Source organism: Demequina sp. (genome assembly GCF_016278775.1).
Lineage (GTDB): Bacteria > Actinomycetota > Actinomycetes > Actinomycetales > Demequinaceae > Demequina.
Window position 1 is genome coordinate 21,405 of the sequence record NZ_JADQBF010000028.1, and the last position, 12,102, is coordinate 33,506.

Here is a 12,102-nt window from a genome sequence, read left to right on the forward strand (position 1 = left end):
CCATGATGGATGGTCTTCGCGAGCCGGTGGGCGCTCAGCCCCCCGAGGTGTATTGGCGTCGCCGCATCGTCGCGATCGTGGGAGCCGTGCTGCTCCTCGTGGTCCTGTACTTCTTGGTGTCCTCGCCTGGGGGTGACGACCCGGGTGGGCCGGCCGACGCCAGCGCCAATCCCGACGACGCTACGGCCGGGCCTACCGACGACGCGACCGCAGGCGCCACCGACGTGTCCCGCGCGTGTACCGCCACCGATGTGACGCTCACGGCAACCCCCAATCCTCGTGAGTTTGGCGCGGGCGCACTTCCCGTCTTTGACGTCTCGATCACCCACACCGGCACGGCGCCCTGCCTACTCGACACCTCCGCCGCCGACACTGAACTGCTCATCACGTCGGGAAGCGACCGCATCTATTCTTCGCTCGACTGTCCGGACGATCCGACGATCAACGCACGCGAGTTCTTGTTGCAGCCGGGCGCCAAGGAGACGTTCACGGTCACCTGGTCTCGCCAGCGGTCGGCTCCAGAGTGCACTCCCGTTTCGGCCTCCCCTGGCAATGGCACCTATCACGCATTGCTCAAGATCCAAGGCATTGAGGCGCCAGACACGAGGTTCGTGCTGACGGGCTAGTTTCTGTTACTGGGCTGGCGTGACGCCGGCCCGCACAGCATCGGCGAGGGTCTCTACCGCGATGATGGTCATGCGCGCCGCGACGGCCTCCCTGGCGGACGCCTCCGCTCCCGCGGGGACAATCGCGTGAGTGAAGCCCAACCGGGCCGCCTCTGACAGTCGAGTGCCGATGGCGCTGACCGGCCTGACGGCGCCAGAAAGTGCCACCTCCCCCACCGCGAGGAAGCCCTTGCGCACGGGGCGGTCTGCACGCGCGGACGCGAGCGCCAAGGCGAGCGCGAGATCTGCGGCGGGCTCGGCCACCTTGGCGCCACCAACCGTCGAGACGTACACGTCGTCCGCGACCAACGCCACTCCCACCCGCCGGTGCAGCACGGCGAGCATCATGGCCACCCTTGCGGCGTCCATGCCCGACGTCGCGCGGCGGGGGTTGGACAGCGCCGAGGGCGCCACGAGCGCCTGAATCTCTGCGGGAAGGGCCCGCCTGCCGTCAATGGTGATGGTCGCGCACGTCCCCGCGATCGGTTCACCCGTCTGCGAGAGGAACAGTCCGGAAGGGTCGGGGACCTCTTCGATGCCGGACTCGACCAGTTGGAAGCATCCCACCTCATCCACCGAGCCGAAGCGATTCTTGAGCGCACGCAGCAGCCGCAAGGGCGAGTGCGGGTCGCCTTCAAAGTGGCACACCACGTCCACCAGGTGTTCCACGAGCCGAGGCCCCGCCACTGAGCCGTCCTTGGTGACGTGCCCGACGAGCACCATGGGGGCTCCCGACGACTTGGTCGCCTGAATCAGGGCGGCGGACACCTCGCGCACTTGGGACACCCCTCCGGGGGAGCCTTCGATGGACGCCGACGCGATGGTCTGGATGGAGTCGACGATCACGAGCCCAGGCGTTTCGGCAGCAAGGTGAGCGAGCACCACACCAAGGTCCGTCTCGGCGGCCAGCTTGAGTCGCGGCTCAAGGGCGCCCATGCGCTCGGCGCGCAGGCGGACCTGCCCTGCCGACTCCTCCCCCGAGATGTACAGCACGTCGGTTCCCTCACGGGCTGCCCGCGCCGCTACCTCGAGCAGCAGCGTCGACTTGCCGACGCCCGGCTCTCCGGCAAGCAGCACGGCCGCGCCAGCGACGAGGCCGCCGCCCAGCACGCGATCAAATTCCGCCACCTTGGTGGGGTGACGCGCGGACTCACTGCGGGGAACGTCGGCGATGGGCCGTGCAGGTGTGGCGACGGCCGTGGCCTTGGTACTGGGGCCTGCCTTGGCGCCCACCTCGACCACGGTGCCCCACTGCTGACACTCGCTGCAGCGACCTACCCACTTGACCGCAGTCCACCCGCACTCGGTACACCGATACGCCGGAGCGGTCTTCTTGGGAGTCGCCATGCCGCCACGCTACCCGCCGCATCTGACACGCGCGGGCCGCACGAACTGCGGTGCGCGGCACGCTGGGCATAACCTGAGTGCATGTCAAGCGACGAGTACCGTCCCCCGTGGTTGCCGGTGAACCCCGTGCCGGAACCTGCGGAGACCAGCGAAAACACGCCGGAGGCAGCGACGGACGACGCCGAGACGGCACCTTCACCCGAGCCCACGGTGCCGTTTGCCCCCGAGCAACCCTTCACACAGGAGCCCGCCGCGCCGTTTGCACCCGAACCCGCCGCGCCGTTTGCACCCGAACCCGCCGCGCCGTTTGCGCGGGAGGAACCGGCACCCTTCGCCCCCACGCCCGAGGAACCCTTCACACCGGAGGCATCCGCACCCTTCGCCCCCACGCCCGAGGAACCCTTCACACCGGAGGCATCCGCGCCCTCCGACGCCCTTGAGGCGTCCGAGGCCCATCGGAACGCGGTCGAGTGGAACGCACTTGAGCGCGAGGTCACCACGGACCAGCCGCCCCCTTCGCCCGAACCCAGCGCACCTCCTTCACAGGAGCCTCAGCAGGCGACGCCGTACTCGCCGTTCGGTGACTCGCGTTCCCCCGAACCCCGCGCGGAACCGACGCCCTTCGAGGAGCCGGTGACGCCATTTGCACCCGAGGTCGCGGCGCCCGCAGAAGCGCCATCGCCCTTCGAGGCCCCCGAGCCTGAGTCCGCGTCGAGCCCGTCGCCCAGCGCGGCGGCGGCCTTCTTCAGTGCTCAACGCGAGGTTGCCGCTCGGCTCGACACCGCTGGCGATGACTCGCAACCGCGCGAGGAATCTGCGCAAGAGGCTCCGCCCCCGCAGCAACCCCCCGCGACCCCGATGAGCCCATATCTGAGCGGCACGCGACCTCAGACGGATCACCGCGACTACGAGCCCCCTGCTGACACCGACGCACAAGACGCGTGGGCGCCCACCACCCCCGTGAGAGCTCCTATCTTGGGAGCCGCACCCACGGCGAGGCCAGACGACCTCACTCCCACCAAGCCCCAGATGCCGCAGAGCGCCTACACGGCGGCACGTCCTGCCGAGGCCGAACCGGGATCCTCACCGGAACCGGAACCGGAGCCGGAACCCTCGCCCGGCGCGCGCGACGTACCCACGCCTATCGAGGCCGATGAGGCAGAGATCATCGCCCCCATCCTCCCGCCGCCTGCGTCGGAGATCCTTCCGCGGGCGGGCGAAGAGGAGCACGACGCCGGTCCGACCGAGTCACCCAGCACGCCTTCGAGGTCCCCTGGCTCCCCTGACACGCCGGACGCCACACAGTTCTCCCCCGCACCAGCGGACTCCGTCAGGCAACTCGGTGCCTCGGCGCTGTCGAATGCGAGCCTGCAAGCCGCAGGGGCGCCCACACCCATGGGTGGCGTCCCGCGGGCCGACGACAACAGCGACTCATTCCCTGAGTTCGGCGAAGAGGAACCGTTCGTGCCGCGCTTTGAGGCACCCGCACGGGAAGATCCACCCCAGACTCCCTCGGTGAGTTTCGCCGCGCCCACGCCGCGACCGCTGCCTCCCCTGTCGAACTTTGACGTTCCAGAGACGGACGAGCCCGCGTACACGCCACGAGTGGAACTGAGTGCCTCGCCGCCAGACGGTGCTGGCCCCACGCGGACTCCACTAGGACACGAGTCACCGGGGGAGCCAGATGCGGCGGCCTCCACGCCAACGCCGGAGGACCCGCCGACGCCCGCGCGCCCTTGGGCGGCCGTCAACACCAACGATGTGGAGTTTGCGGCTCCGACCATTCTTCCCGGGGTCGGGCTAGAGGCCGCGAAGCTGGACGGTGCGAGGTCGGACACGACCTCGGCGCCTACAGACGACTCCCCCTCCAGGTCGGCAGAGCCGACCTCGGCCAGAAGCCCGATCGTGCCTCGCCGTGCCGTAGGCGACATGCCGTCAGGAGAGGTGCCACGCGCCGACCCACCGGAGGGGGAGACTCCGTTCGACGTTGACTCCAGCACCGGCACTGACCGTGACGCCCAAGACGGCGCCAGCGGCTCGGCGGACGAGCATGATGTGGCGGCCGCCAGTCCGCGGCGTGGCAAGCGGTGGATCTGGTGGTTGATCCTGGGGATCGTGATTGCGGCGGCCGCCGGCATCCTCGTCTACCGCATGTTCCTCCTTCCCGAACCGATCACCTTGCCGGTTCCGACGATCACAGCGTCTCCCGCTGCACCGGTGAGCGAGCCGATCACGATCGAGGATCCGAGCGACTTTGTAGCGGCGCTACCCGATACGGTGCGGACGGACGTGTTGGTGGCTCACGAGAGCATCGACCCGGTGACCGAGCCGTCGCTGCCCGCGCGGGTAGCCGAGCACCACACGCTCGGCTATGGGTCCGGCCCGGACGATGGCAGGCCAGACTTTGTCGTGGACGCGTATCAGCACTACAACGTCGACGACGCGCAGGTGGCGTATGAGTCCTACGCGGAGGGCGCCACCGACGTGGAGCCTGTGCTTGTTGACGACGAGCAAGTAGGCGAGCGGGCTCTGTTCGCGAAGCCAGCGACCAGCACGCTCGTGTGGCGCAACGTCACTGCGGTGTTCGTGCTCACCGGCCCGGCCGACGAAGTGCTGGACTTCTACGAGCACTACGGGGTCTAGCCGTGGCCCGCTCCGGCGGCAAACGGGGCCCGCGCCCCGGGGGCCCCGATACCCGCGCCGAGATTCTGGCGGCCGCTGGTGACGTGTTCTCGAGGGACGGCTACGGGCGCGGTTCTGTCCGCGCCGTGGCCAGGGCGGCTGGGGTGGACCCGGCGCTGGTGCGCCACTACTTCGCCTCGAAGAGCGTGTTGTTCTTTGAGGCGATGAGACCCCCCATCGACCTTGGCGCCCACGCTGCGCGCATCGCGCAGGGGGACCCCGCATTGGTGGGCAACCGGGTCATGACGTTCTTTGTGGAGTTGTGGGAAGACCCAGTGCGCGGGCCCCGCGTGATCGCCCTGATGCGTGCCGCGCTCGACTATCCGGAGGTCGCAGAGTTTGTGCGCAAACTGGTCATCGAGGGAGTCGTCATTCGTGTCGCCACAGAGGTGGGGGCGAAGGACCCGGCGCGGGCGGCGGCGACGGCGGCCTCTCAAGTGTTTGGCCTTGCGATGTTGAGGCACTCAGCGAAGGTTGAGCCCCTCGCATCGGAGTCGGCGGACTCTCTTGTCGAGCGGTTCGGCCCAATCGTCACGCGGCTGCTGCGAGAAGACACCGCCTAGCGGTCAGCCCTCACTTCCGAGCCCTTGCTCGAGTCGCACGAGCCCCCGCTGAACCGAGGCGCGAAGAGTCCGAGTAGCGTCACCGTCGCCGATGCCCGCCGCGTTGAGACCGGAAGTCACAATCCCGAAGAGGGCGCCCACGACCAGCCTCACCGCCTCGACGTCCTCGTCGTCAGGCTCCGGGACCGCCTCGAGAACCTTGTCCCCGACGGCGGACCACATCTGCCACTGTGCTGCCCGCACGAATGGCACGAGTTGTGGGTACTCCGTTGCGAGGGCGGCCACCTCGGCAAGTTGCCTCAGCACCCCGCTCTTGACCTGGTGTTCCACAAGACTCCTGGCGAGCTCGAGCACGCCAGCCGATTCCGGCGGATCCCACGCGGCGAGACCCGCTTCAACACTATGCACGACGACCGCCGCGACGGCGGCTTCCTTGCACGGGTAGTAATTGGAGAAGGTGCGCCTCGACACCTCCGCCTCAGCGACGATGCCCTCCACGGTGACCCTACCGAGCCCCTGCTCGCGAACCTGCTCGAACGCGATGCGGGCGAGCCGGCGCGCGACCGCAGCCCGTTTCACGTCTCGGAGGCCAGGAGTCACGACGCCAGTCTTTCACGACGGCGTGGGGGCACCGGCGTCGCCGTCAGGGCCTCGATGGGGGGAGATAGTCGCATCGAGCCGTGTTCCCTCAAGGTCCAGGTTGGGCAGGAAACGACCCAGCCACTGGGGCAACCACCACGCGCGGTCGCCCGCAAGGTGCAGGACCGCGGGAATGAGCGTCATGCGGATGAGGAACGCGTCGATGAGAATTCCGATGGACAGCGCGAAGCCGAACTGGCGAATCATCGCGTCTTCGCTGAGCACGAAGCCAGCGAACACAGACACCATGATGATCGCGGCCGCCATCACGACACGGCTGGCGTGGTGGAACCCGTCGACCACGGCCTTCTGGGCAGACTCGCCGTGGACGTAGGCCTCGCGGATCGATGTGCCGAGGAATACCTGATAGTCCATGGCCAGCCCGTAGAGGATTCCGGTCGCCATGATGGGGAGGAAGCTCAGCACCGGACCCGCACGATCCATACCGACAAGCCACGTGAAGTCAGGGTTGCCGAATGCGGTCACCACCAGCCCCATGGTGGCGCCGATGGACAGGAGGAACCCACCCGTGGCCGCCAACGGGACCACGAGGGACCGGAAGACGAGGAGCAAGATCGCGAGCGACAGCAGGACTACCAGCGCCACGTAGACAGGAATGGCGCTCCTCAACGACTCGGAAAGGTCGATGTTGATCGCAGTCAACCCCGTCACGCCGACCTCCTCCACGCCGGCGATGTCGCCGCCACGAACGGCGTGGACCAGGTCTGCCGTATCGGTGGCGGTCGGTCCCCCGTCGGGGACAACGGTGAACAGAACCAGGGCTTTGTCTTCCGAAGTGCCCATGAGTTGGACGTTGGAAACGGAATCGTGACCGGCGAGCTCCTGTTGCCACGCCTCGAGGCGATCCTGATCCACGGCGTCGGGATCTGTCGGAGTCAATGCCACAACGAGCGGCGCGTTGGCGCCCTCCCCGAGGGCGTCGCCTACAGCGTCGTACGCCGTCCGTTGCTCCGACCCGAGAGCGGCGACCGAGCCGGACGGCATCCCCAGCTCCATATCGCTTGCGGGGATCGCTAGACCGCCGAGCGTGACCGCGACCAGCACGATGGTCAAGATCGGTCGGGCTGTGACGGCGGTGATCCACCGCTGGGCTGCGCGACCGAACCGCGAGTGTTCTCGCTGCGGTGGGGCAGGGGCCTGCCGCTTGGCCACGGCAGGCCGACGCCGCGTGCGCCCGATCAACCCCAGCAAGGCTGGCAGCGCGGTCAGCGCCAATGCCACGGCGAGCATGACGGTAACTGCCGCGGTCACCGCCATCGTCGAGACGAAGCCCATCCCCAGCGTGAGCAGGCCAAGGAGCGCGATGATGACGGTCCCGCCCGCAAACAGGACCGCCCCTCCGGCGGTCGCGATTGCGCGCGCGGTGGACTCGATCGTGTCGAGTCCAAAGTGCACCTGCAACGAACGCTGCTTGTGCACGATGAACAAGGCGTAGTCGATCCCCACGGCAAGGCCCAGCATCAGACCCAGCGCCGGGGTGGACGTGGTCATCTCGAAGTTCGCCGAGAGGGAATACGCTCCACCGACGCCGATGAATACGCCCACCAGCGCGAGCAGGACAGGCAGTCCGGCCAGGATGAGCGAGCCGAGAGTGATGATCAGAACCACCGCTGCGACGACAAGTCCGATGGCCTCGGTTCCGCCGATCGGCGCCTCCTCAGGGTGGAGTGAACTGCTCGCCGAGACAGTGAGCCCGTCGTCCGCGACCACCGTGTCGATCGAGGTGAGCAGGTCGTCGAGGCTCCCTGCGGGAAGGTCGGACAGCTGCTCGGTGAACTGAATGGAGGCGATGGCAGCCGTTCCATCGTCTGCGACGAGTACCGATGGGCGCACGCCGTCGGAGGTCACGAGCTCTGTGCCGCGAGGTGACGTGCCGCGCATCAGGGAGTCGAGCCTGCCCAGCGCGTCCGCCGTCGCGGTCGCCACCGCGGCGTCGACGGCGGCTGCGGGATCTGTCACCCCATCCTCAGGAGCGGGTAGCGCGCCGAGGTCAATGCCGACGCTGCTCAAGTCAGCCTGCAGCCGAAGGACGTCGGCGAAGAGCTCGGCCGAACCGCCAATGAGTTCAGTGTCTGATGCAGCCAGGAGTGCGCGTGCGGTGGTGCCGATCTCCTCGACTCGAGCCGCGAACTGGGCAACCTGTTGACGCGGAGCGGCGGCTCCATCGACAGGGAGGCCCCCGTCGAGGGTTTCGAGCAGGTCCTCGATTTGCGCGGTGACATCGTCGGCCACGCGTGACTCTACGTTCTCGCGGACAGTGGCTTCGACGTCGGCCTGTTGCGCGAGCAAACGCGCGTCACGGTCGAGAACGAGGCCGCTTTCGGTAGCCGTGTCAAGCGCGCGGCCGATCGCATCGGCGCGCTCTGGGGTATCGACAAGGCCCCCGTCTGTCGCGTGGAAGACGAGGGTGCCCTGGGTGCCCCCCGCCTCTGGAAGGGCTTCCGTGACATCGTCCAACACCTGCTGGGCCGGGGCGTCGTCAAGGGTGAGGTTCGTGGAAATCGAGGTGCTCTGCGTCGCGAGCAAAGCGACCACCGCGAGGATGACGAGGAGCCAGGACAACAGTGGCACCAGGGGCCGCAGGGCGGCTCGCCTGCCCAGGCGATAGAGGAATGCGGACATGGGGAATGCCTTTGGTCGGGGATCAGGGGCAGACGCCACCCTAGGCCCTTTTTGCGCATTGCGCAATTTTGCCCATTGAGCATGTTACGGGCGTGGGGCGCGAGCGGTCCCGCTCGTCACCCAGCGGTTGACAGGCGCGCCACGCGAGAGCATAATTCCCCGTATGAGGAATAACGCCCCTGAGGGAGCCGCCATTTCGATCCGCGCGCTCCACGTGATCCGCGGCGGCAACGAGGTCCTACCGCACATCGACCTGGACGTCCCACGCGGCCAGATCGTCGGCCTGCTCGGCCCCTCCGGCGGCGGCAAGACCACCCTGATGCGTGCCATCGTCGGCGCCCAGATCGTGGCAGGCGGATCGGTGGAGGTGCTCGGCCATCCGGCTGGCTCCGCCGTGCTACGCAGCCGCATCGGCTACGTCACCCAGGCGCCGTCGATCTACCCCGACCTCACCGCGCGGGAGAACCTCGCCTACTTTGCCAGGACGGTGGGCGAGGGGGCAGATGCCGTCGCCACCACGCTCCACCACATCGGCCTCGCCGACGCCGCAGACCGCCCCGTGAGCACCCTGTCGGGCGGCCAGGAGTCGCGAGTGTCGCTTGGCGCCGCGCTCGTCGGCGACCCAGAACTTCTCGTACTCGACGAGCCCACCGTCGGCCTCGACCCCGCCCTGCGGCGCGACCTGTGGGGCCTCTTCCACGAACTACGGGACGCTGGAAAGACCCTGCTGGTGAGTTCCCACGTCATGGACGAGGCGAGCCGCTGCGACAGGCTCGTCTTCATCCGCGACGGCGCCATCCTCGCCGACGACACCTTTGAGAGCATCCTGGCCGACACCGGCACCGACAACGCCGATGCCGCCTTCCTGGCGCTCACAGACAGGAGGGCAGCATGAACCTCGCGCTGACTTGGAACACCGCCAAGCGGGTTCTCACTCAACTACGCCGTGACCCGCGCACGCTCGCCATGCTCATCGTCCTGCCCACCGGACTCACGTGGTTGCTGCAGTACATTTTCTCCGAGTCGCCGGTGCCGCCCACGGGGCCGATCTTCAACACCATCGGCCCGCGCATCATGGGCCTGTTCCCCCTGATCCTCATGTTCATCATCACGTCGATCACGATGCTTCGCGAGCGCCAGTCGGGCACGCTCGAGCGGCTCATGGTGGGGCCCACTGGCAAGGCAGACGTGATTCTCGGCTATGCACTCGCGTTCGGGTTGGTCGCGACGGTGCAGGCCATCGCGATGACCGCGTGGTCAGTGTGGCCGCTCGGGCTCGAGATCCCGACGGGACTGTGGCGGCTTGGGCTCGTGATGGTGCTGGATGCGCTCGTAGGCACAGCTCTGGGCCTGCTCGCCTCCGCAGTGGCGCGCACCGAGTTCCAGGCGGTCCAGATGATGCCGATGGTGATCATCCCGCAGCTGCTGCTGGCCGGGCTGTTCGTGAACAGGAGCGACATGCCGGTCGCGCTCGAGTACGTCTCGGACGTGCTCCCCGTCAGCTACTCGATTGACGCGGTCAACGACATTCTCGCTGGCAACGGCGACGGCATCTGGGTTCCCGTCGCGATCCTGGTGGCGTTCATCGCCGGTTCGCTAGTGCTGGGCGCGATGACGCTGCGCCGCCGTACCGACTGACCGGCGGCACATCCCCCAGCGACCACCGATAGCCTGGAGGCATGACTGACATCGCACCTGCATCATCGTCCACAGTCGCCGTCATCGGCGGCGGAGTCATGGGCGGCGCCATCGCGGCCGCCGTGCGCGCGGGTGGTTGGCCAGCCGACGCGGTGACCGTAGCGGACAAGAACACCGAGACGCTCGCGGACCTCGCGGCCGCGCACGGCCTAGTCACCACCACCGACCTGGCCGAGGCTGCCCGGGGCGCGGATGTCATCGTGTTCGCCGTCAAACCTCAAGACGCGACGGAGGTACTTGCAGAGTTCAGCGAGCACGTGAAGCAGGGCGCGACGCTACTCACCGTCGCGGCCGGGCTCCCCACGTCGTACTACGAGGCGCGCCTGCCCCATGGCACCGCGGTGGTGAGGGCCATGCCCAACACGCCCGCCCTCGTCGGCTTCGGCGCCACCGCGATCTCCGCAGGGGCATCGGCCACCGACGCCCATCTCGCCGTCGCCTCTCGCGTGCTCGCTGGCACCGGTCTGGTGGTCACGGTCGACGAGTCTCAGATCAGCGCGGTGGGCGCGGTGTCCGGTTCTGGCCCGGCGTACTTCTACGCCTTTGTCGAGGCGCTGATCGAGTCGGGAATCACGCTGGGTCTAGACCGCGATGTCGCGACGGCACTCGCCAACCAAACCCTCATCGGCGCCGGTCGGCTCCTGGAAAGCTCTGGGGCCAGCGCCGGCGAACTACGGGCGCGAGTCTCGTCCAAGGGCGGCACCACGCTGGCGGCGCTTGGCGCCATGTCAGACGCGGGACTGCAGACCGTCGTCGCCGTCGGGCTGTCTGCCGCTGATCGCCGCACGCGTGAACTCGCCGCGGAACTCGCCGGCGAGTAGGCGAACCGCAACTACCTGCGCCCGAGCGCCTTGCGAACCAAGCGCCCGAGCACGCGGAGCGGGGCGGTCACTCGCCACGACCTCGACGCGAACACGTCATCGAGCAAGGCATCCCGCCCGAGCAGGCTGGCGATGCGCGCTTCGGCGGCGTCCCGGTAGTCGCTGTAGTCCCTGCCGAGTGGGAGATACGCCAGCGAGGCCTCCTCCAACTGTCGGGCCTCGATCTGGGTGATGTCGGCGCCGAGCCACGGTGAGCACGGGTGCGGCACCGGGCTGGCGGCGATCTCACCCAACCGCTCGGTCACGCCAGGCCATCCTTCGCCATCGAGAAACTGGGTGTTGCGCGCCTGCGTGTAGTTGAGCAGCACGCTCGTGGAGCTGCCGTGCTTGGCGTGTTCGATCTTGGCACCTGGAGCGTGAACCACGCCGTAGCCATGGGCTCGCACGTGCGCACAGAAGGCCAGATCGACATAGTTGAGGGGCCACACGCGCAGGTCCACGCCACCCACGGCGTCCCACGCGCTGAGCCGTACGAGCGCGCCTGCCCCCGACACCCAGCCGACGTCGCACGGCGCTTCCCGCACCGGAACCGGGGCATCGGCCGTGCTGGGCCAGGTGAGGGAGGACTGTCCCGCAAGAGTGCGCCCACTATTGAGCGGACGGGTGTTCCCCTCCTGGTCCACCTGCCGCGGCCCCACCATGCCGGCCCCCTGGGACGCATCGGCCGCATCCACGAGGGCGTCCAGCCAACCCTCGACCGGCGTCATGTCGTCCTGCCCCCACACCAGGAACTCGCCGTGCGAGTGCGCCCGCGCCACGTGCAGGCCACCGGTGTAGCCCAGGTTCGCGCGACGTGGCACCACGGTGATGTCTGCGGGGAGAGTCGCGAGCGCGGGATTGTCCGGTGACACGTCGTTGATGACGCACACCACGTCAAAGTCCACGTGAGCGTCGTGCTCCCGAAACGCGTCGATGGCGCGCGGGAGTCCCTCCTTGATGCCGAGCGCCACCAGCCCGATGGTGACTCGACCACTACCTGGCGAG

10 protein-coding genes are annotated in these 12,102 nt (G+C 68.3%); 6 read left to right on the plus strand and 4 right to left on the minus strand.

Annotated features, from left to right (window positions below):
• Positions 1-2 precede the first annotated feature (2 nt).
• Positions 3-626 carry a hypothetical protein gene (locus QZZ33_RS04365; protein WP_291378429.1) on the plus strand — a complete coding sequence of 208 codons (624 nt, stop codon included), beginning with the start codon at positions 3-5 and terminating at the stop codon, positions 624-626.
• 6 nt (positions 627-632) lie between these two features.
• Here the strand turns inward: QZZ33_RS04365 and radA are convergent, their stop codons facing one another.
• Positions 633-2,012, minus strand: coding sequence for a DNA repair protein RadA (radA, locus tag QZZ33_RS04370; protein ID WP_291378430.1), 1,380 nt, complete (start codon positions 2,010-2,012; stop codon positions 633-635).
• 81 nt (positions 2,013-2,093) lie between these two features.
• On the opposite strand from radA, the gene QZZ33_RS04375 reads away from it, so the two are divergent.
• Together QZZ33_RS04375 and QZZ33_RS04380 are read left to right on the plus strand one after the other, a co-directional pair.
• Positions 2,094-4,655 carry a hypothetical protein gene (locus tag QZZ33_RS04375; RefSeq protein WP_291378432.1) on the plus strand — a complete coding sequence of 854 codons (2,562 nt, stop codon included), beginning with the start codon at positions 2,094-2,096 and terminating at the stop codon, positions 4,653-4,655.
• 2 nt (positions 4,656-4,657) lie between these two features.
• Positions 4,658-5,257 (plus strand): TetR family transcriptional regulator, encoded by a 600-nt coding sequence (locus QZZ33_RS04380; RefSeq protein WP_291378433.1) that lies wholly within the window; start codon positions 4,658-4,660, stop codon positions 5,255-5,257.
• 3 nt (positions 5,258-5,260) lie between these two features.
• Here QZZ33_RS04380 and QZZ33_RS04385 read toward each other — a convergent pair whose 3' ends face one another.
• Both QZZ33_RS04385 and QZZ33_RS04390 read right to left on the minus strand, forming a co-directional pair.
• On the minus strand, positions 5,261-5,857 hold the full coding sequence (locus QZZ33_RS04385; RefSeq protein ID WP_291378435.1) for a TetR/AcrR family transcriptional regulator: 597 nt from the start codon (positions 5,855-5,857) through the stop codon (positions 5,261-5,263).
• Between the two features lie 12 nt (positions 5,858-5,869).
• Positions 5,870-8,539, minus strand: coding sequence for an MMPL family transporter (locus QZZ33_RS04390; protein ID WP_291378436.1), 2,670 nt, complete (start codon positions 8,537-8,539; stop codon positions 5,870-5,872).
• Between the two features lie 163 nt (positions 8,540-8,702).
• Between QZZ33_RS04390 and QZZ33_RS04395 the strand changes: the two genes are divergently transcribed.
• The 3 genes from QZZ33_RS04395 to proC are packed head-to-tail and all read left to right on the plus strand — an operon-like array spanning position 8,703 to position 11,058.
• Positions 8,703-9,434, plus strand: coding sequence for an ABC transporter ATP-binding protein (locus QZZ33_RS04395; RefSeq protein WP_291378437.1), 732 nt, complete (start codon positions 8,703-8,705; stop codon positions 9,432-9,434).
• Entirely contained in the window at positions 9,431-10,177 is a 747-nt protein-coding gene (locus QZZ33_RS04400) for an ABC transporter permease (RefSeq protein ID WP_291378439.1), read from the plus strand. Before QZZ33_RS04395 ends, QZZ33_RS04400 begins: the two co-directional genes overlap by 4 nt.
• Before the next feature lie 41 nt (positions 10,178-10,218).
• Positions 10,219-11,058 (plus strand): pyrroline-5-carboxylate reductase, encoded by an 840-nt coding sequence (gene proC, locus QZZ33_RS04405; RefSeq protein WP_291378440.1) that lies wholly within the window; start codon positions 10,219-10,221, stop codon positions 11,056-11,058.
• Between the two features lie 11 nt (positions 11,059-11,069).
• Here the strand turns inward: proC and QZZ33_RS04410 are convergent, their stop codons facing one another.
• Positions 11,070-12,068: a glycosyltransferase gene (locus QZZ33_RS04410; protein WP_291378442.1), complete on the minus strand. Its 999-nt coding sequence runs from the start codon at positions 12,066-12,068 to the stop codon at positions 11,070-11,072.
• Positions 12,069-12,102 lie beyond the last annotated feature (34 nt).